The organism is Campylobacter sp. LR291e, from assembly GCF_008633915.1.
In the GTDB taxonomy this organism is placed as follows: domain Bacteria; phylum Campylobacterota; class Campylobacteria; order Campylobacterales; family Campylobacteraceae; genus Campylobacter_D.
Genome location: NZ_VJNV01000006.1, coordinates 1 through 17,770 on the forward strand (window position 1 = coordinate 1; position 17,770 = coordinate 17,770).

The 17,770-nt window shown below is 29.2% G+C and carries 26 protein-coding genes and 1 tRNA gene; 12 read left to right on the forward strand and 15 right to left on the reverse strand.

The features are described 5' to 3' along the window. Nucleotides 1–62 precede the first annotated feature (62 nt). Nucleotides 63–266, reverse strand: coding sequence for a 2-hydroxymuconate tautomerase family protein (locus FMM58_RS01460; RefSeq protein ID WP_150139914.1), 204 nt, complete (start codon nt 264–266; stop codon nt 63–65). Between the two features lie 133 nt (nt 267–399). On the opposite strand from FMM58_RS01460, the gene FMM58_RS01465 reads away from it, so the two are divergent. The 4 genes from FMM58_RS01465 to FMM58_RS08595 all read left to right on the forward strand — a co-directional run bounded on the left by FMM58_RS01465 (nt 400) and on the right by FMM58_RS08595 (nt 2,154). Continuing rightward, nucleotides 400–714, forward strand: coding sequence for a DUF2325 domain-containing protein (locus tag FMM58_RS01465; RefSeq protein WP_150139913.1), 315 nt, complete (start codon nt 400–402; stop codon nt 712–714). A 1-nt stretch (nt 715) separates the two neighbouring features. After that, nucleotides 716–1,411: a hypothetical protein gene (locus FMM58_RS01470; RefSeq protein WP_150139912.1), complete on the forward strand. Its 696-nt coding sequence runs from the start codon at nt 716–718 to the stop codon at nt 1,409–1,411. Beyond that, nucleotides 1,411–1,902 (forward strand): flavodoxin FldA, encoded by a 492-nt coding sequence (gene fldA / locus FMM58_RS01475; RefSeq protein WP_150139911.1) that lies wholly within the window; start codon nt 1,411–1,413, stop codon nt 1,900–1,902. Before FMM58_RS01470 ends, fldA begins: the two co-directional genes overlap by 1 nt. A 111-nt stretch (nt 1,903–2,013) precedes the next feature. Beyond that, nucleotides 2,014–2,154 carry a hypothetical protein gene (locus FMM58_RS08595; RefSeq protein ID WP_190317918.1) on the forward strand — a complete coding sequence of 47 codons (141 nt, stop codon included), beginning with the start codon at nt 2,014–2,016 and terminating at the stop codon, nt 2,152–2,154. A gap of 225 nt (nt 2,155–2,379) precedes the next feature. Here the strand turns inward: FMM58_RS08595 and FMM58_RS01480 are convergent, their stop codons facing one another. Together FMM58_RS01480 and FMM58_RS01485 are read right to left on the reverse strand one after the other, a co-directional pair. After that, nucleotides 2,380–3,600, reverse strand: coding sequence for an HD domain-containing protein (locus FMM58_RS01480; protein ID WP_150139910.1), 1,221 nt, complete (start codon nt 3,598–3,600; stop codon nt 2,380–2,382). Nucleotides 3,601–3,629: 29 nt separating this feature from the next. Next, nucleotides 3,630–5,258 carry a multidrug ABC transporter permease/ATP-binding protein gene (locus FMM58_RS01485; RefSeq protein ID WP_150139909.1) on the reverse strand — a complete coding sequence of 543 codons (1,629 nt, stop codon included), beginning with the start codon at nt 5,256–5,258 and terminating at the stop codon, nt 3,630–3,632. Nucleotides 5,259–5,394: 136 nt separating this feature from the next. Here FMM58_RS01485 and infA point away from each other — a divergent pair, with 136 nt between their 5' ends. The 7 genes from infA (at nt 5,395) to rplQ (ending at nt 8,694) form a co-directional block, all read left to right on the forward strand. Continuing rightward, a complete protein-coding gene (gene infA, locus FMM58_RS01490) occupies nt 5,395–5,613 on the forward strand; it encodes a translation initiation factor IF-1 (protein WP_150139908.1) in 219 nt (72 codons plus the stop codon). A 168-nt stretch (nt 5,614–5,781) separates the two neighbouring features. Beyond that, nucleotides 5,782–5,895 carry a 50S ribosomal protein L36 gene (gene rpmJ / locus FMM58_RS01495; RefSeq protein ID WP_150139907.1) on the forward strand — a complete coding sequence of 38 codons (114 nt, stop codon included), beginning with the start codon at nt 5,782–5,784 and terminating at the stop codon, nt 5,893–5,895. Between the two features lie 2 nt (nt 5,896–5,897). Then, entirely contained in the window at nt 5,898–6,263 is a 366-nt protein-coding gene (gene rpsM, locus FMM58_RS01500) for a 30S ribosomal protein S13 (protein ID WP_150139906.1), read from the forward strand. Nucleotides 6,264–6,272: 9 nt separating this feature from the next. Beyond that, nucleotides 6,273–6,665, forward strand: a complete 393-nt coding sequence (gene rpsK, locus FMM58_RS01505) for a 30S ribosomal protein S11 (RefSeq protein WP_150139905.1) — start codon at nt 6,273–6,275, stop codon at nt 6,663–6,665. A gap of 19 nt (nt 6,666–6,684) precedes the next feature. Next, the gene (rpsD, locus tag FMM58_RS01510; RefSeq protein WP_150139904.1) at nt 6,685–7,311 is read left to right on the forward strand and encodes a 30S ribosomal protein S4; all 627 of its coding nucleotides are present in this window, start codon (nt 6,685–6,687) and stop codon (nt 7,309–7,311) included. Between the two features lie 12 nt (nt 7,312–7,323). Further along, nucleotides 7,324–8,337 (forward strand): DNA-directed RNA polymerase subunit alpha, encoded by a 1,014-nt coding sequence (locus tag FMM58_RS01515; protein WP_150139903.1) that lies wholly within the window; start codon nt 7,324–7,326, stop codon nt 8,335–8,337. Nucleotides 8,338–8,340: 3 nt separating this feature from the next. Then, a complete protein-coding gene (gene rplQ, locus FMM58_RS01520; protein ID WP_150139902.1) occupies nt 8,341–8,694 on the forward strand; it encodes a 50S ribosomal protein L17 in 354 nt (117 codons plus the stop codon). A 1,369-nt stretch (nt 8,695–10,063) separates the two neighbouring features. On the opposite strand, the gene FMM58_RS01525 is transcribed toward rplQ, so the two are convergent. From FMM58_RS01525 to FMM58_RS09300, 10 genes are all read right to left on the reverse strand, one after another. After that, nucleotides 10,064–10,564: a hypothetical protein gene (locus tag FMM58_RS01525; protein ID WP_150139901.1), complete on the reverse strand. Its 501-nt coding sequence runs from the start codon at nt 10,562–10,564 to the stop codon at nt 10,064–10,066. Next, nucleotides 10,536–11,030: a hypothetical protein gene (locus FMM58_RS01530; RefSeq protein WP_150139900.1), complete on the reverse strand. Its 495-nt coding sequence runs from the start codon at nt 11,028–11,030 to the stop codon at nt 10,536–10,538. The genes FMM58_RS01525 and FMM58_RS01530 overlap by 29 nt, the downstream gene beginning before the upstream one ends. 19 nt (nt 11,031–11,049) lie before the next feature. Next, complete coding sequence (locus tag FMM58_RS08600; protein ID WP_190317919.1) at nt 11,050–11,199, reverse strand: hypothetical protein; 150 nt, start codon at nt 11,197–11,199, stop codon at nt 11,050–11,052. A gap of 539 nt (nt 11,200–11,738) precedes the next feature. Next, nucleotides 11,739–11,815, reverse strand: a tRNA-Arg gene (locus FMM58_RS01535). A gap of 34 nt (nt 11,816–11,849) precedes the next feature. Beyond that, nucleotides 11,850–13,925, reverse strand: coding sequence for an elongation factor G (gene fusA, locus FMM58_RS01540; protein ID WP_150180318.1), 2,076 nt, complete (start codon nt 13,923–13,925; stop codon nt 11,850–11,852). 9 nt (nt 13,926–13,934) lie between these two features. Continuing rightward, nucleotides 13,935–14,405, reverse strand: coding sequence for a 30S ribosomal protein S7 (gene rpsG / locus FMM58_RS01545; RefSeq protein WP_150180319.1), 471 nt, complete (start codon nt 14,403–14,405; stop codon nt 13,935–13,937). A 99-nt stretch (nt 14,406–14,504) separates the two neighbouring features. Next, entirely contained in the window at nt 14,505–14,891 is a 387-nt protein-coding gene (rpsL, locus tag FMM58_RS01550) for a 30S ribosomal protein S12 (RefSeq protein ID WP_150141695.1), read from the reverse strand. A gap of 148 nt (nt 14,892–15,039) precedes the next feature. Beyond that, on the reverse strand, nt 15,040–15,366 hold the full coding sequence (locus tag FMM58_RS01555; protein WP_150141696.1) for a hypothetical protein: 327 nt from the start codon (nt 15,364–15,366) through the stop codon (nt 15,040–15,042). Continuing rightward, nucleotides 15,342–15,539, reverse strand: a complete 198-nt coding sequence (locus FMM58_RS01560; RefSeq protein WP_190317920.1) for a hypothetical protein — start codon at nt 15,537–15,539, stop codon at nt 15,342–15,344. Before FMM58_RS01560 ends, FMM58_RS01555 begins: the two co-directional genes overlap by 25 nt. Nucleotide 15,540: 1 nt before the next feature. Further along, on the reverse strand, nt 15,541–15,942 hold the full coding sequence (locus FMM58_RS09300; RefSeq protein WP_411675281.1) for a toxin-antitoxin system YwqK family antitoxin: 402 nt from the start codon (nt 15,940–15,942) through the stop codon (nt 15,541–15,543). Between the two features lie 195 nt (nt 15,943–16,137). On the opposite strand from FMM58_RS09300, the gene FMM58_RS01575 reads away from it, so the two are divergent. Continuing rightward, on the forward strand, nt 16,138–16,548 hold the full coding sequence (locus FMM58_RS01575; RefSeq protein WP_150141699.1) for a hypothetical protein: 411 nt from the start codon (nt 16,138–16,140) through the stop codon (nt 16,546–16,548). Here FMM58_RS01575 and FMM58_RS01580 read toward each other — a convergent pair whose 3' ends face one another. Both FMM58_RS01580 and FMM58_RS01590 read right to left on the reverse strand, forming a co-directional pair. Continuing rightward, nucleotides 16,549–16,776, reverse strand: a complete 228-nt coding sequence (locus tag FMM58_RS01580) for a helix-turn-helix transcriptional regulator (RefSeq protein WP_150180320.1) — start codon at nt 16,774–16,776, stop codon at nt 16,549–16,551. 396 nt (nt 16,777–17,172) lie between these two features. Continuing rightward, complete coding sequence (locus FMM58_RS01590) at nt 17,173–17,418, reverse strand: hypothetical protein (RefSeq protein ID WP_150179531.1); 246 nt, start codon at nt 17,416–17,418, stop codon at nt 17,173–17,175. Between the last annotated feature and the right edge of the window lie 352 nt (nt 17,419–17,770).

A 17,770-nucleotide genomic window follows, 5' to 3' on the forward strand; every position in this document is an offset into this window, starting at 1 on the left:
AATATACGATAAATTTCAAACTATATTTAATGTATAGTTTGAAATTTCCATAATAATTTTTATCATTTTTTTCTAAGTTTAGTTATACTTTCTCCACCAAGGCCGTAATTATCAGTATCTATTTCATCGATTATTACAATGGTACTTGCCTTGTTTTTATTAAGTACTTTTGCTAAAAGTTCGGTCACTCCTTCTATTAAGGCTTCTTTTTGGGCAGTCGTTGGAGTGCCATTTTCTTTTGTAATTCTTATATTTACAAAGGGCATTTTTAATCCTTTTTTATGAATTTTAAGGAATTATAGTTAAATTTGATTAAAAAATAATTTTTGATAATAAATTTCAAAATATTTTTAGCTTTGGTATATTATAATAACAATTATCAACTTAAAAGGAGTTATTATGTCAGTTTTAGTTATTGGGGCAGATGAGATTACGCCTATTAAAGCAGTTTTGACAGATTTGGGTGCAAAAAAGATTGAACATTGGGACGCTAGGAACGAAAATCGCGTTAATAGAAAACCAATCCCAAATGATACTGAATGTATAGTAATGCTTACTAGTTTTTTAAATCATAACACTATGAAAAAGATAAAAACTGAGGCAAAAAAACGCAAAATTCCTCTTGTGTGTGCTAAAAGAAGTGTTAGTTGCGTGTTTTGTGAGTATTGCAAAATTTTTAATTTAGATAAAGAATTTTCTTGTCCTAAGGATTAAAATGTTTTTTGGCTTTGATAAGAAAGATGAATTTATACCAGAAATTTATGCAAATTATAATAGGACAAAGATAAATGAAATTTTCTTATATCAATACAATGCAAATGTAGATGATGATTTGAAAATTCCCTTATCTTATGCAAAAAAGGCTAGAAATTTAAAAGAAATTTTTAAACTTTTTTTATATGATTTAAGCAATGTTAATTTTGCTAAGATTGATAAAATTTGTCTTCAAGCTAGCCTTTTTGTAAAAAATTTTAAAACTAAGAAGCCTTATTTTTTTAATGCTACTAAAAGTAACGAAAGCTCTTTAAAAAAGCTTTTTAAGCTTTATTTTTATGGGGCTTGTTTTAAAAATAGTGAACTTTTTACGCACTATGTTTATGATAAAATTTCAAGGCAAAATCCAAATTTAAACTTTATTTTAAAGGATAATTTGCTTATTATAAACAAAGAATTTGCCTTGTTAATTTTTGATAAAAAAATTGATACCAATAAACTAGATATAGATAACGAAATTCAAAAAGCATTAAGTTTGATAACTAAAAATTCCTTTTGTAAACTTTATATTGTTTGCCCAAGGAGTGAAAACTTCACACATTTTATACAAATCAAACATGATTTATGCGATTTAAACAAAATTATGTTAAAATTAGTTCCGTATTCAATATCAAATAAACTTATAAGGAGATTGTAATGTCAATAGCAGTTGTTTATGGAAGTGCTATGGGAAATACAGAAGGTGCTGCAAATTTAATTGCCGAAAAATTAGGGGTTAGCGATGTGCTAAATATAGCCAGTGTAAATGCTGATAAGCTAAATTCTTATGATAGCTTGATTTGTGGAACTTCTACTTGGGGAAGCGGTGATTTACAAGATGATTGGGATGCCTTTGATTTTGGTTCTTTAAGTCTTTCTGGCAAAAAGGTAGCTGTATTTGGAATGGGCGATAGTCAAGGTTATTCTGATACATATTGTGGTGGAATGGGAAAATTAGCTACGAATTTAAAAAATGCAGGTGCTCAATTGGTCGGAGCTGTTTCAGTGGAAGGCTATGATTTTGAAAGCAGTGAGGCTGTCGTTGATGGTAGCTTTGTGGGCCTTGCGTTGGATAACGACAATCAAGAAGATTTAACAGAATCAAGAATTGATGCTTGGGTTAGCCAGATTAAAAATCAACTTTCTTAATCACTAAAAAGCAAGATTTTTAATCTTGCTTTAACTATAAAATTATCCTTATTTTAAGCAATATCAAAAAAAATGTATAATCGCCGAAATTTTTTAAAAAAAGGATAAAAAATGAGAAAAATTGGCGTTTTGGGTTTAGGCATTTTAGTTTGTGTTGCTTTTGTGGGTTGTGGAGATTACATAGATAAAGAGTTAAAAACTGCTAATTATTATAGAAAAAATACAAAGGAAAGAGAAAAGAAAATAGAGTAGTGTTTAAAAGAATCAAGTTTGTATACAAATGAAACATATACAAAATTAAAAGAATTAAACTCAAAAATATACGAGAAAATCGTGATTTTTATGAAAAAATAAGTTTTGACATTGATTTAAAAATTAGAGAAGATTTTAAATATCCAAATGCTGATAATTGTAAAAGTGCTGTAATGGCTTTTCGTTTTCATTAGTCTTTTCTTAAATAACACAAAATTTTTTGTGTTATTTAATATCAAAATACTCCCTAAGATTCTTACAAAGTTCAAAGAAATTTACAGCATTTAAGGTTTTATTTGTTTCAAAATGCTTATAACTGCTTTCAAAGCCACTTAATAATTCTTTTGATTTTATGCCATAGCTTATGGAAAGACCGGCTTCAATCAAAGCTGCTAATCTATCGCAACATTTTAAGGCCTTGCCATCAATTGCCCCGTACTCATCGCTATTAAAATCGCTTAATTCTCCACTACAAACTGCTGCAATATTATCTTTAAAGGTGCGATTTTCAAATTCATTCTTTTTATTGTCTCTAATGCCTAAAATATAGGAAAATTCTTTTTTTAAATCATGTGGTATAAAGGGTAAAATTCTATCATTTATTAACTTCATTTCATATTCGCTTATTATTTCATCAAGACCCTCAACGCCATATTTTACAGGGCTTATAATATCTCTTGTCAAACTTTCTGGTAAATCATGAAACAAGGCACAATAAAAATTATTTTCAAGTCTTTTATCACAAGCCTTTACCTTTAAAGAGTAAAAATAACCAAGCATTGCAACTACAAGCATATGACCTAGCACCGTGGTTTCTGGGATTCTAGGCGTTTGAGCCCATCTTTTTTGAAAACGAAGCCTGCCACTTAAATCTATGATTTTAGCAATTTTTTGATTTAAGGCTATCTTTCTAGCCCCTATTAATTCATAATAATCTTCTAACTCTTCTTCTACCTTGGCCTTTATCTCATCAATATCATTTAAAAAAGAAGAGGTTTGATAGATTATATTAAATTCCCAACGCGTAGAAAAATAAGAAGCAGCCTTTAAAATCAATCTTTCCTTAGAAAAATCTTGCTTATCTTTTTCATGCAAATAATTTTCAAAACGTTTTAAAAAAGCACCATCTTCAATATTTTCAAGTGCCATTTCTTGCATTTTTGTTAAAACTAATTGATTGATTTGTTCTTTTTTTTGTATCATAATTTGATGATAAACATCAGGCCTTAAATCAGTGATATTTACCCTGCTTAAAAACTCAAAAATTCCACCTTCAATTATAAAACGCATATTTACATCTTTTTCCATTTTGGCTATAAAATAAGCTATTATAAATTTATGGGCTTGTTTGTCAAGTTCCACTAAATTTAGCATTCTAGGGTAATCATTCCAGCGACTAATTGAAGCAGCCTTGAAAATATGTTCTATAAGCTTTACATTTATCATTTTTTATCCTTTTTTGAAAGTTTAGCAAATTATTCAAAACTTGCTATTAAATTTGAGGCTAATTCTTTAATATTTTCACCCTTTAGCTCACTTATAACCCCATTTTGTGCTAGCAAAATTCTATCTGCACTATCAAAATACGCATCATCGTGAGTTATAGCAAAAATGGTTTTCCCTTTTTCTTTTAAAAGTGGTAAAAGTTTTTTATAAAAAAAGCGACGAAAAACAGGGTCTTGGTCCGCTGCCCATTCATCAAGTACTAAAATATCCCTTTCTTCAAGCAAGGCTATAAACATAGCTAAACGTTTTTTTTGTCCACTTGAAAGCTTAGTAATACTAAGTTCTCCATTTTGCACCTGGGTTTTTTGTTCAAGTTCTAAGAAATTTAGCCAAAAATCTATCTTTTCATTATCTGCAAATTCATCATCTGTTAAGGTTTGAGTAAAGAGGTGAAAGTCGCTAAATACTACTGATATCAAGGAGCGATACTTATAAATATTTTCATCATTTATTAGTTCTTCATCAAGGTAAATTTGACCTTCTTTTGGCTTAAAAAGCCCGGTTAAAAGCATACAAAAGGTAGACTTTCCACTACCATTTTTACCTATTAAAAATACTAATTCGCCCTTGTGAAGTTCTAAATTTACAGGGCTTAAATGAAATTTATCATAAGAAAAGCTTGTATTTTTAAAGCTAATTTTATGCCATGTGAATTTATCTTTTAAAAGATTAAATTCGCTTTTATACTCGCTAAGTTCAAGTTTTGCTATCTTATCAAGGGCAATTTTTGCCAGTATAAGAGTAGGAAAAGAACCTATCATTGAGATTAAAGGAGTTCTTAAAAAAAGTATAGAAAGGGCTATTGTAGTAGCATTTTCTAGGCTAGTTAGATTAAATTTCAAGGCACAATAAAACTGCACTCCTACCAATGCTAAAAGAGTTACATTGCTAAAATTGTTAGAGATATTATTTAAAACATTACCTATAATGCCATTTTTTCGCTTTTTCTTTGCATTTTCATCAAATTCATTTTCATAATAATATTTTGCACGAAAAACATTAATGGCTAATTCTTTATGCCCATCGAGTATATTTTGATAATCCTTTTGCAAGCTATCATCATTTTCTCTTAATTTTCTAAAATACAAATATACTCTCATCATTAAAAAATTATTCACTAAAAAAAGTACTGCTATCCACACAAAACAAAGTATAAAAATTTGAGCTGATAAATAAAAAAGATAAAAGCAAATACAAAAAATTAAAATGCTAGATTGTAAGAATTCTGGCAATCTTAATAGGCCAAAAGATATACTCCTAACATCAGCACTCAAAGAGGCCAAAAGCTTTGCCTTGCCTGTTTTGTTAACTTGTACTAAGGAAGTATCTAAAATTTGTTTAACTATACGCCTTTGCATTTTATAGATAAAATTTTGTCCAAAAATACTAAGGCTTAATTCGACAAAGGAGGAGCTTAAAAAAAATACTACTAAGATAAGAATAAAATAAATAATGGGCGTATTGCCTGCATTTTTTAAAAGATATTCATTTATAAAGGCAAGGGTTAAAACCCCAAGTAAACTAGTAAAAAATGAGAAAAATAAAAAAAGGCTAAATTTAAGTTTATTTTGTTTTAAAAGCTCGGTTATAAAAGACATTTATGCTCCAATAAATAATATCTATTATCAAATTTTAACAGAGTAAATTTTAATATTTTTTTAAAAAAGTAAAATTTTTAATCAAATTTTTGATAAAATACAGCCTTGTTTAAATTTTAAAAAAAGGAGGAAAAAGTTGGCAAAAGATGATGTCATAGAGATTGATGGTAATGTTATAGAAGCCTTACCAAATGCAAATTTTAAAGTAGAACTTGATAATAAGCATATTATACATTGTCATATAGCTGGTAAAATGCGTATGCATTATATTAAAATAATGCCAGGGGACAGGGTCAAGGTCGAACTTACGCCTTATAGTTTAGATAAGGGTCGTATTACTTTTAGATACAAGTAATATAAGTTTTTTAAAAGCTAAATTTAGATACAATTAACCTTTTTTGCGACAAAAATATCCAAAAAAGAAGTATTTTTAAAATTTACCGCTTGTTTTAAAAATAGTTGGTTATTCACAAACCTATATGTAGTCGCAAATTTAAGTGGAATTTTATTCTAGGAGAAGGGCATGAAAGTTAGAGCATCGGTTAAAAAGATGTGCGACAAGTGTAAAATAGTTCGCCGAAAAGGCGTAGTTCGCATTATTTGCGAAAATCCAAAACATAAACAAAGACAAGGATAAATATGGCTCGTATTGCAGGTGTGGATTTACCAAAGAAAAAGAGAATTGAGTATGGACTTACCTATATTTTTGGTATAGGACTTTTTACTTCAAGAAAGATTCTTGATAAGACAGGAATTTCTTATGATAAAAGAGTTAGTGAGCTTAGCGAGGACGAGGCCGCTGCTATTCGTAAAGAAATTCAAGAACATTACATGGTGGAAGGTGATTTAAGAAAACAAGTTGCTATGGATATTAAAGCCTTAATGGATTTAGGAAGTTATAGGGGTTTAAGACATAGAAAAGGCTTACCTGTACGTGGTCAAAAAACAAAGACAAACGCTAGAACTCGCAAGGGTAAAAGAAAAACCGTTGGTGCAAAATCATAAGGACTTAAAATGGCAAAAAGAAAAATCGTTAAGAAAAAAGTTGTCAAAAAAAATATAGCCAAGGGCATTGTTTATATTAGTGCAACTTTTAATAATACTATGGTAACAGTTACTGATGAAATGGGAAATGCTATAGCTTGGAGTAGTGCTGGAGGCTTAGGCTTTAAGGGTTCTAAAAAATCAACCCCTTATGCTGCACAACAAGCTGTTGAAGATGCCTTAAATAAGGCTAAAGAACATGGAATCAAAGAAGTAGGCATTAAGGTTCAAGGTCCAGGAAGTGGTAGAGAAACTGCTGTAAAAAGTGTAGGTGCTATGGAAGGTATTAAGGTAACATTTTTAAAAGATATTACCCCACTTTCTCATAATGGTTGTAGACCACCTAAACGTCGTCGTGTCTAAGATTTAAAAGGAGAATATTATGGCAAGATATAGAGGACCAGTAGAAAAATTAGAAAGACGCTTTGGTGTAAGCTTAGCCTTAAAGGGCGAAAGAAGATTAGCTGGAAAAAGTGCACTAGATAAAAGACCTTATGCACCTGGACAACACGGGGCTAAAAAAGGCAAGATAAGCGAATATGGACTTCAATTAAGAGAAAAGCAAAAGGCTAAATTTATGTATGGCATTAGCGAAAAACAATTTAGAAGACTTTTTGCTGAGGCTGCTCGTAGAGAAGGCAATACAGGAGTTTTACTTGTTCAACTTTTAGAACAAAGACTTGATAATGTAGTTTATAGGATGGGCTTTGCTACTACTCGCCGTTTTGCAAGACAACTTGTAACACATGGGCATGTTTTAGTAAATGGAAAAAGAGTAGATATCCCTAGCTACAGGGTGGAGGCTGGTTCTAAGATTGAGATCATAGAAAAAAGTAAAAATAATCCACAAATTACCAGGGCTATAGAACTTACTGCACAAACAGGTATTGTTGCTTGGGTTGATGTTGAAAAAGAGAAAAGATTTGGAATTTTTACTAGAAATCCAGAAAGAGAAGAAGTTGTCATTCCTGTTGAGGAAAGATTTATTGTTGAGCTTTATTCAAAATAATAAGGGCGAACTATGAGACATATTACAACAAATGCTTATACTCCGACTGAATTTACTATTGAAAATACCGGCGAAAATGAGGCTAAGATAAGTGCTTGGCCTTTTGAGATAGGTTATGCAATCACCCTAGCCCACCCTTTGCGCCGTTTATTATATGCTAGTACTGTTGGCTTTGCACCTACTGCTGTTTATATTGAAGGCGTTAGCCATGAATTTGATAGTATGCGTGGTATGCTTGAAGATGTAGCACTTTTTATTATTAATCTTAAAAAATTTCGCTTTAAAGTAAAGGGCGAGAGCGAGAAAGAAATAGTTGAATTTAGCTTTAAGGGACCAAAAGAAATTCATGGCAAAGATTTAAGCAATGATAAGGTTGAAGTAGTTAACGAGGATGCATATTTAGCCACTATTAACGAGGATGCTGAGTTAAATTTTACTTTAATCATAGAAAAGGGTATAGGTTATGTTCCAAGCGAGGAGATAAAAGAAAAGTTAAGTGATGCCAAATTTATCGCACTTGATGCCTTTTTTACTCCTATTAGAGAAGTAACTTATGATATTGAAAAGGTATTGTTTGAAGATAATCCTGATTATGAAAAGGTTATTTTAACCATAACTACTGATGGACAAATTACGCCAAATGAAGCCTTTCAAAATGCCTTAGAAGCTATGTATAGACAGCTTTCTGTTTTTGATAAGATTACAAATGTAAGAAGTGTGATTAAAAATCAAGCTACAAATAATGAGTTAGAAAATACCAAGCTTTTACAAAATATCACTGACTTAAATTTAAGTGCCAGAAGTTTTAACTGCCTTGAAAAGGCTGGAATCACTTATATAGGTGAGTTAGCCTTAATGAGTACGCATGATTTAGCAGGACTTAAAAATTTAGGTAAAAAATCTTTAGATGAAATTAAAAGCATTATGGAAAGCATAGGTTTTCCTGTAGGTACTTCTAAACTTGGCGATAGTAGGGAAATTTTAAAGAAAAAAATCGTCGAATTAAAAGCACAAAATGAAGGATAAAAAATGAGACATAAACACGGATATAGAAAACTTGGCAGAACATCAGCTCACCGAGGTGCTTTGTTTAAAAATTTAACGATAGCCCTTGTAAATAGTGGTAAGATTGAAACAACTCTGCCAAAAGCTAAAGAGCTTAGAGGTTATGTAGAAAGACTTATAACTAGGGCTAGAGTGGGCGATTTTAACGCACATAGGGCTGTTTTTGCACATTTGCAAGATAAAAATGCTACTAATAAACTAGTCAGTGAAATCGCACCAAATTACAAAGAAAGAAATGGTGGTTATACTAGGATTATCAAAACTAGATTGCGTCGTGGCGATGCAGCCCAGATGGCTTATATTGAATTTCTAGCCTAAGGCAAAGCCCTTTTTTAGGGCTTTTTTAAATTCTGAATTATTGCAATATTTTTTAACTATATTTTCAATTTTATCTTTTTTTATAAATTTATTATCTTACTCACAGTAAGGTAAAGAAGAATTATTAAGATATTTTTGATATATGCAATAAAATCTTTTTTTCATCTTCTTTATTTGGTTTTTTGATATCTTGTAAGAACAAAACATTTTAAAATCTTTTAAAGTATTAATTGCTAATAAATTTTTAAAACGAATTGTTATAGGAATAATAATAAATGATTTTTTATTTAATTGTTCTTTTACATTTGAAAATAAATTTTTTATTATAGAATATTGATTTATGCCTAAAAGGCAGAATTTTCTCTAATATAAGTTGTTAAAAATCCATTTTCTCCATCACTATTTTTCCACAATGAATCATGAGTTATATAAAATTGTATACTATAACTTATATTTTTATGAAAATTTAAATGCCTTTTAATATAAAAATCCATCTAAATACTCGTATAATCTTTATTGATAGGTTCAAAAGCTGTAATTGTATCTATATCAGTGTATATACTTTTTATATATTGTGTAATAATACTTAACAAATTTGTTTGAAAATTGCAATCATAATTCAAAGCATGTAAATATAAAACTTCAATATTATTATAAGTTTCTATCCATCCACTATCTTTTATACAATACTTTTCTAAAATATTATTTATTTCTTGTGTAAAATCTATATTTTTATTTTAATAAAATTCTATGTTTTTATGCATAAGAGTATCATCTCTTGCAAAACCAAATACACACAATACAATTAATATAAAATATTTCATAGTTCATTATATCATATACCAAAGAAAAATCTTTCTAATAAATTAAAAGGTGATAATAAATTGCATATTGTAAAAAATAAGAATAGCAATTGTTAAATTTTCAAATTTATAGGCTAAGCATAATAAAAAAATAGAAAACAATAATCTAGTCATTTCAAAAATTATAATAAAACTATCATCTGCAAAATACATTTCTTTCTTTATAACTGGAAAAAATATAAATGCGTATAAAAATGTAGAAATAAAAAGTAAATCATAAAAACATTATAAAACAAGAGCAAAAAAATTTTAATTTAAATACAAAAATAAAAACAAATATCAGCCTTTAAAATAAAAAATATAAGACAAAATATACACAATAAAAGAATCAATCACTATAAGACCTGCATTATAATCAATTTTATTCCTTATATAAGTTAAACTTTCTTTGTACTTCTTTTATATCTTAATGTAATCATATAAAGCATGAAAAATTTTTATTTCATACAATGCCATAAAAAAGAAACTAAAATATATTATAAAGAAAAATACCTTTATTTTATTTTTCACTTACTTTCTTCTAGATTTTGCAACAATTCATCATTGACATTATCTAAAAGAATAAGCTTTTTATTTTGTAAATCCCTAGGTTGCCTATAATAAATAAAAATATTATCTATAGCTTCTTTATCCTTATACATATGCCACTCTTTTTTACTATATTGGTATAAATAAAATTTATCATTAATAAGTTGAAAGGTTAAATAAGTGTTTGTAGTTTCACCTATTCTGTTTTGTTGTAATGTTTCTATGGTAAAAAATGGCATTTTATCTACTATTTTAATTATAGCATTTACATTAAAACAAAATTGTTGAGTTAGTGTTATATCTTTAAAGATTTTTATGCAATTATAAGATAAACCTCTGTTTCCAAAATCATCATTAATATAGTTGTCTACTACCACAAGATAGTATTTTTCATTTAAGATTGCATAATAACTTATATCTAAGTTTGGATAAGTAATGAAAAATATACAACTAAATAAAATTTTTAAAAATATTGGCATTTTTTATCCTTTGGTATTGTTCTTGCCTTATTTTATAACTATCAGTATGTTTATTAATAATATTTGTTATAGCATCTATACTTTCATTATTCGTATTTTTTGCTTTTTCAAAACATTTTTTATTTACCCAAAAATATACTGCACTCATAATGGCATATTTTCCATTTTCACAAATTAAATTTGGATTTTTTTCAAAATTTATTGTATTGTCTATCCACATTAATTCTCTAGCTTTTATTGTAAAATCTTGGTAATTATACCTACCTGTAAGTTGTATTAAACCCCTATCTCTAAAATTCCAACCATTATTACTATTTTTAATATTGCCATATCTACCATTATATTTAATATTGGCAATTTGAATCTTATTAGCCATTTGAATATTTTTTATATATCCATATTTATTAGATTCTCTAGTGTAACGCAAATCTTCTTTAAGTTCTAAAGTATTTCCACATTCTATCATTGCTTGTGCAAAAAATGTTTTATTCTATTTCTAGTATCAAGCTTATAATGTGAATATACATAGCTTGTCCATAATCATGAATTCTATTTAACTCATCAACCATTTCTTGTAAAATTTTAATCTTATCTATTTCTTCATCACTTACCCCATTAAATACTTGTCTTAACATTTGCAAGGTAAATTGTATATTTTTATTTTTCTCTTTCTTTTCCTTATCTCTTTCCTATTCCCTAAACATTTTATTCTCACTTAAAAATATAATAAAAACTCTAAAATCAACTTCAATGTAACCTTTTTTTATATCCCTAGTAGTAATTTGTAATTTTTGAGCTATTAAGTTATTTGCCTCATAATTATCTTTAAAGGGAATAAAGGATAAAAATATATTTTAGTATCTTGTAAAACTAATTGTCCATATTTATTTTTTTGTATATTTTTGTCTAAATTTATTTTAAAGATAATTATCTTGTAATTTTGCTATATAGTTTTGTTTGCTTTCTTCAACACAAACAAATATAAAGAAATTTTTTATTATAATATTATTGCTTTGTTTTGTTGTTTTACTTAAATTTATATTTTTTATTCTTATTTCAAAATTTCCTTGATTGCTATATACCTACTTCTTCTGGCAAGCTTATCTCTATACCTAAGATAGAATAAAATTTATTTGGTTTTAGTTTTGTTTCTAAGGCATAAGATAATCCTTAGTGGTGTCCCCGACAAGATTCGAACTTGTGGCCTCAAAATTAGGAATTTTGCGCTCTATCCTGCTGAGCTACGAGGACATAAGCCTTAAATAAATTTAAGGCTTAAAGGCGTTTAGCCATTGCGTTTTTTGATAATTTCTTCTGAAACATTCTTTGGTACTTCATCATAATGGTCAAATTCCATAGAATAGGTAGCCCTACCCTGAGTTTGAGAACGCAAATCAGTAGAATAACCAAACATTTCAGCCAAAGGACAAAAGGCTGTTATTATTTTATTACCACCTCTTTCATCCATTGAATTTACTTGTCCACGTCTTTTATTTAAATCACCGATTACATCGCCCATGTATTCTTCCGGAGTTTCAACTTCGACTTTCATCATAGGTTCAAGTATAACAGCCTTAGCCTTTCTAGCACCTTCTTTAAAGCCCATTGAAGCAGCTAATTTAAACGCCATTTCAGAAGAATCCACCTCATGATAACTTCCATCATAAACAGTTACTTTTACATCCTCGACAGGATAACCTGCCAAAACCCCACTTTGTAAGGCTTCTTGTATGCCCTTATCAACAGCAGGGATATATTCCTTAGGAATTACGCCACCCTTGATATCATTTACAAATTCATAGCCACTACCTGGTTCAAGTGGTTCAAGTCGTAAAAATACATGTCCATATTGACCACGACCTCCTGATTGCTTAGCGTATTTGTATTCTTGTTCAACAGCCTTTCTTATAGTTTCTCTATAAGCAACTTGAGGTTGTCCAACCTCTGCTTCTACTTTGAATTCTCTAAGCATTCTATCTACAATAATTTCAAGGTGTAGCTCACCCATACCAGAGATAATAGTCTGCCCACTTTCTTCATCAGTATTCACTCTAAAGCTAGGGTCTTCTTGTGCAAGTTTTCCAAGGGCTATAGACATTTTTTCTTGATCAGCCTTAGTCTTTGGTTCAACAGCTACACTAATAACAGGGTCTGGAAAATCCATTCTTTCAAGTATAACCTTATCTTTTTCGCTTGAAAGTGTATCCCCTGTTAATGTTTCTTTAAGTCCTACCACAGCACCGATTTCACCAGCATAAAGAACCTTTATCTCTTCTCTTTTATTAGAATGCATTTTTAATAAACGACCGATTCTTTCTTTTTTATCCTTAGTAGAATTATAAGCATAAGAACCACTCTCTAAACTTCCACGATAAACACGTACAAAGGTAAGTTGTCCTACAAAAGGATCAGTCATAATCTTAAAGGCAAGTCCAGCAAATTCGCCATCATCGCTTGAATTTACAGAAGTTTCAGTGCCATCTTCATACTCGCCCTTAATATTTGCAACTTCATCAGGTGCAGGTAAATAAGAAACGACAGCATCAAGCAAGGGTTGAACACCTTTGTTTTTAAAAGCAGTACCACAAAGCATAGGCACCATTGAAAGACTTAAACAACCGGCTTTGATCCCAGTTACGATTTCTTCATCGCTTAACTCTTCTCCACCTAGATATTTTTCCATTAACTCATCACTTGTTTCACTAATGGCTTCAATCATCTTTGTACGATATTCTTCTGCCTTCTCTTTAAGTTCAGCAGGAATTTCATGTTCTACATAATCAGTTGGCTTAGTATCATCTTCCCAAACCAAAGCTTTCATTTTAACTAAATCTACAACGCCTTTAAAATCATCTTCTGCCCCTATAGGAATTTGAATAGGAACAGGATTAGCCTTTAATCTTTCTTTAACTTGCTTTTCTACATTGTAGAAATTTGCCCCTATTCTGTCCATTTTATTAACAAAAATAATCCTAGGAACACCATATTTATTTGCTTGTCTCCAAACGGTTTCACTTTGAGGTTGAACCCCACCTACTGAACAAAAAACAGCTACTGCCCCATCCAGCACACGCATTGACCTTTCAACTTCTATAGTAAAATCAACGTGTCCTGGAGTATCAATTAAGTTTATTTGAAAACCATTCCAAAAACAAGTAGTAGCAGCGGAGGTTATTGTGATGCCTCTTTCTTTTTCTTGTTCCATCCAGTCCATAGTAGCAGCACCATCATGTACCTCGCCTATCTTATGGCTCATTCCTGTAAAAAATAAAATTCTTTCACTAGTAGTAGTTTTACCTGCATCAATGTGAGCGGCGATTCCTATATTTCTAACCTTTTTTAAGGGAGTACTTCTTGACATATTCTCTCCTTACCAACGATAGTGTGCAAATGCTTTATTTGCTTCTGCCATCTTATAGGTATCTTCTTTCTTTTTAAAAGAAGCACCCTTTGAATTTGCAGCATCTAATAACTCACCAGCAAGCTTTTCTATCATAGTTCTTTCACTTCTTTTTCTAGCAAAAGAAATAATCCAGCGAATAGCCAGTGCTTGTTGTCTAGCAGGTCTTACTTCAACAGGTACTTGATAAGTAGCACCACCCACACGGCGAGATTTAACCTCTAAAATAGGTTTGATATTTTCAATGGCCTCATTAAAAATTTCAATACCCTTTTTTTCTTGATTTTTTTTCTCAATGGCCTTTAAAGCACTATACATAATAGTAGTAGCAGTGCTTTTTTTGCCATCGTACATTAAAGAATTGATGAATTTTGTGATAACCTTACTGCCATAAATCGCATCGGGTAAAATCTCCCTTACAGGAGCCTTTCTTCTTCTCATAATTTTTCCTTCAAATTAAATCAATTTTAAAAGCCTTAAGCTTAAAAATTTATATTTTACTCAAACAAAATCAAATCTAGGATTTGCCTGTCTTAAACTCTATTTAGACGCACCAGCTTTAGGTCTTTTTGCACCATATTTTGAACGAGAAACAGTTCTTTTTGCAACACCTGCAGTATCTAATGCCCCACGAACTATGTGATATTTAACACCAGGTAAGTCCTTAACCCTACCCCCACGCACTAAAACAATGCTGTGTTCTTGTAGATTATGGCCTTCGCCCCCAATATAACTAATTACTTCAAAACCACTTGTAAGCCTTACTTTGGCAACTTTTCTCAAAGCTGAGTTTGGTTTTTTAGGTGTTGTTGTATAAACCCTAGTACAAACCCCTCTTCTTTGCGGACAATTCTTAAGCGCTGGTGATTTAGACTTTTCTAGCACCTTTTTACGCTCTTTTCTAACCAATTGATTTATGGTTGGCACATTAATTCCTTTCTTTAAAATGTAATAAATTTTGGATTTTAGCTAATGTTGGCTTAAATTTAAATGAGTTTTTAAAAATTTTTAAGTTTTTTAACCCCAATTTTTTTAACCCCAATTAAATTTGAGATTAAAATTTGAGATTAAAAATTTAACGACGATTTGATCTTTGATTTGGTAAAAATTGTCTATCCTTTGGTGTGATTGAGTTAATATCATCTCTTAGATAACCTAATACAGATACTCTACCTTGACTTGTAATATTACCCTCTGGGCTAAATTTTTTATAATTAACAAAATTATTTGTAACATTATCATAATCTAGTTCTAAATTTAAATTCCCAAATTCATCATAAACCTTAGCAATACCTACATTTCTATCGCCACGTCTTTGGAATTCTCTGCGTTTAACCCCATTTACATAGGCATTAATTAAACCATCAGGGTTATCGTTTAAATAAGAACCCTCGCTAACCAACCTTTCTTCTCTATATCATAATACTTAAATAAGCCATTTTTCTTATCTTCTTTAAAATGAATTTCTGAATGCTTTTTACCATTATCATAATACATTACCCATAAACCATCTTGCTTGTCATTTTTATAAGCCCCATCCATAACCAACTGACCATTGTCAAGGTATTTTTTCAATTTACCTTCTTTTTTTACCATTTTTATTAAAATTTGCTTCGTTTTCAAGCTGTTTATTTTCGTAGTATTCTTTGAAGGAGCCTACAAAATTTCCATTAAGTTTTTCACCTTCAATTTGAATACTATCAACTGGGTAAAATGTTACAAATTTTTCTGTTTCTAAGCCATTTTTATAACGACTTTCTTCGTAAACATGTCCATTTTCATAAAATTCCCTACTTATTCCATCAGGTCTTCCTGTTTTGTAGCTAAGTTCTGATTTTAAAGACCCATTTGGATAAAATTCCCTTTTAATGCCATAAATTTGATAGTCTTCATTATAAGGAATGATAGAACCTAAAGAACTACTACCTTGATAAGTACTTTCAACAACTCTAACCGTACCACTTGGCTGACCAGGTATATCGCTACCACAACCTACTAAAAAATAATGCTAAAGCACTAGCTAATAGGAGATTTTTTCTCATTTTTATCCTTTCAAAGTATATTTTTGTCGCCGTTTTATCAAAAGAATCTAAATATTAAAAAAAAACTAACAAATTTAAGCAAATTTAAAAAAAAGCAAATATAATTACTTATAAAACTTTAAAGGGAAAGTATGCGAAAAATTCTTATAAGTCTTTGTTTTGCTTTGTTTATAATGGCTTGTAGTGATGAAAGTGTAGATAAAGAGATTAAAAATTATACTGATAAAAAAGAGGCCTTTGAAAAGGCTAAATGGTGCTTAAAAAAGATTAATGAAAATGAATTACTTGAAAAATTAAATAAAATTTACAATCAAACAGAAGAAATTTTAAATAATCAAGATAGCTATAAAAACAATAAAATAGGTTCCTTGCTAGATATGAAACAAAACGAAAGAAATCAATACATAAGCTTTAAAAAAAGTGTAGCAAAAATTGGCGAATCAGTTATTATAAAATTTACAGAAGCAAAAAATATAGATGAGATTAACAAAGAAAACTGTAACAAAGCCTTATTTTTACTAGCTAGATTTGAGATAATGTAATTATGAGTTTTCTAAGTCTCTAAGCACCCTTAAAGCGTTTTTAAATTCTGCTATTTGCTTTTTTAAACGATGATTTTCTATAAGTAAATTTAGGGTAATTTCTGCATTTTTTAGAATTTTATTACTCCATTTTGAAAAGCTTGTAAAATGATAGCCAAGAAGTTTAGCAAGTTCGCTTTGTGTGATATTTAACTCCTTGCAAGTCTTTTTAAGCAAATTATCTCTCATTATAAAAGCCCTTTTATTAATTTAAGGCTAATCTTAGCATAAAATAAATAATATTAAACAAATTTAAAACAAAATTTTAATATTTAATTTTTGCATAATATAAATTTTACACAAGTGCTTAAATTTTTATGTCTATGCCTTTATTTAAATTAAAATTGGACTTTAAAATAAGTGAAAGTATGTTTAAGTTTTTTTGATTTTGTTTAAGTGTTAATAAATATTTATAACTTCTAAGCTTTTTTTATCATATTCAAAACCTAAAACAATGTTATTTATACTAAAAATTTAATTGTGATTCATTAATAAGCTGTGAAAATACCTTATAAGCATTACCTACACTTTTTGCCATATCTAAGCTAGTAAAAAATGTAAAATCAGAATTAGTAATATAATCAGCTAAATTTTCTGTCCCCTTTGCATAAATTTTATAATCACTAGCAATCTCTGCAACCTCGTTAAAATAACTTGTAAAATATTCATCCTTATCACACCATAGCCTAAACTCTCACTTACAGCTTGTGATTTATGGGTTACTAAATTTGAATTTCTAGCATTTTGTGAATTTAAGCTTGTATTTTGCGAAGTGGAATTTTTAATATTTATATTATAGCTTTGATAGCCTAAATTAACAGAACTTAGCATTTTTTCCTTAAAAAAATTTAAATTTATTAAGAAAATAATCGTTTTTATTTTAAAAAATTTAACTTTTTTTATTAAATATATTTTCATTTTGTATAAATTTATTACATTTTTAAAATTTTTATTTTTAATCTATAAAGTTTTAATTTTTAATTTGTCGATATAAATAGAAATACTTTAAGGGTGCATAAAATGATAAATAGTGTAAATTCTTATCTTAATAACCAATATGTAGCTTTTAAAAATTTAAATGAAAATACAAATTCAAACTCAGAAAATACTAAAAATTTAAATTTAGTAACCCATAAATCACAAGCTGTAAGTCAAAGTTTAGGTTATGGGGTAGATAAAGATG

What these genes read in the sequence shown, in the direction of transcription:
- FMM58_RS01460 (WP_150139914.1), bottom strand. Translation starts at nt 266, where the DNA reads ATGCCCTTTGTAAATATAAGAATTACAAAAGAAAATGGCACTCCAACG.
- FMM58_RS01465 (WP_150139913.1), top strand. Translation starts at nt 400, where the DNA reads ATGTCAGTTTTAGTTATTGGGGCAGATGAGATTACGCCTATTAAAGCA.
- FMM58_RS01470 (WP_150139912.1), top strand. Translation starts at nt 716, where the DNA reads ATGTTTTTTGGCTTTGATAAGAAAGATGAATTTATACCAGAAATTTAT.
- fldA (WP_150139911.1), top strand. Translation starts at nt 1,411, where the DNA reads ATGTCAATAGCAGTTGTTTATGGAAGTGCTATGGGAAATACAGAAGGT.
- FMM58_RS08595 (WP_190317918.1), top strand. Translation starts at nt 2,014, where the DNA reads ATGAGAAAAATTGGCGTTTTGGGTTTAGGCATTTTAGTTTGTGTTGCT.
- FMM58_RS01480 (WP_150139910.1), bottom strand. Translation starts at nt 3,600, where the DNA reads ATGATAAATGTAAAGCTTATAGAACATATTTTCAAGGCTGCTTCAATT.
- FMM58_RS01485 (WP_150139909.1), bottom strand. Translation starts at nt 5,258, where the DNA reads ATGTCTTTTATAACCGAGCTTTTAAAACAAAATAAACTTAAATTTAGC.
- rpmJ (WP_150139907.1), top strand. Translation starts at nt 5,782, where the DNA reads ATGAAAGTTAGAGCATCGGTTAAAAAGATGTGCGACAAGTGTAAAATA.
- rpsM (WP_150139906.1), top strand. Translation starts at nt 5,898, where the DNA reads ATGGCTCGTATTGCAGGTGTGGATTTACCAAAGAAAAAGAGAATTGAG.
- rpsK (WP_150139905.1), top strand. Translation starts at nt 6,273, where the DNA reads ATGGCAAAAAGAAAAATCGTTAAGAAAAAAGTTGTCAAAAAAAATATA.
- rpsD (WP_150139904.1), top strand. Translation starts at nt 6,685, where the DNA reads ATGGCAAGATATAGAGGACCAGTAGAAAAATTAGAAAGACGCTTTGGT.
- FMM58_RS01515 (WP_150139903.1), top strand. Translation starts at nt 7,324, where the DNA reads ATGAGACATATTACAACAAATGCTTATACTCCGACTGAATTTACTATT.
- rplQ (WP_150139902.1), top strand. Translation starts at nt 8,341, where the DNA reads ATGAGACATAAACACGGATATAGAAAACTTGGCAGAACATCAGCTCAC.
- FMM58_RS01525 (WP_150139901.1), bottom strand. Translation starts at nt 10,564, where the DNA reads ATGCCAATATTTTTAAAAATTTTATTTAGTTGTATATTTTTCATTACT.
- FMM58_RS01530 (WP_150139900.1), bottom strand. Translation starts at nt 11,030, where the DNA reads ATGATAGAATGTGGAAATACTTTAGAACTTAAAGAAGATTTGCGTTAC.
- FMM58_RS08600 (WP_190317919.1), bottom strand. Translation starts at nt 11,199, where the DNA reads ATGTTAAGACAAGTATTTAATGGGGTAAGTGATGAAGAAATAGATAAG.
- fusA (WP_150180318.1), bottom strand. Translation starts at nt 13,925, where the DNA reads ATGTCAAGAAGTACTCCCTTAAAAAAGGTTAGAAATATAGGAATCGCC.
- rpsG (WP_150180319.1), bottom strand. Translation starts at nt 14,405, where the DNA reads ATGAGAAGAAGAAAGGCTCCTGTAAGGGAGATTTTACCCGATGCGATT.
- FMM58_RS01575 (WP_150141699.1), top strand. Translation starts at nt 16,138, where the DNA reads ATGCGAAAAATTCTTATAAGTCTTTGTTTTGCTTTGTTTATAATGGCT.
- FMM58_RS01580 (WP_150180320.1), bottom strand. Translation starts at nt 16,776, where the DNA reads ATGAGAGATAATTTGCTTAAAAAGACTTGCAAGGAGTTAAATATCACA.
- FMM58_RS01590 (WP_150179531.1), bottom strand. Translation starts at nt 17,418, where the DNA reads ATGCTAAGTTCTGTTAATTTAGGCTATCAAAGCTATAATATAAATATT.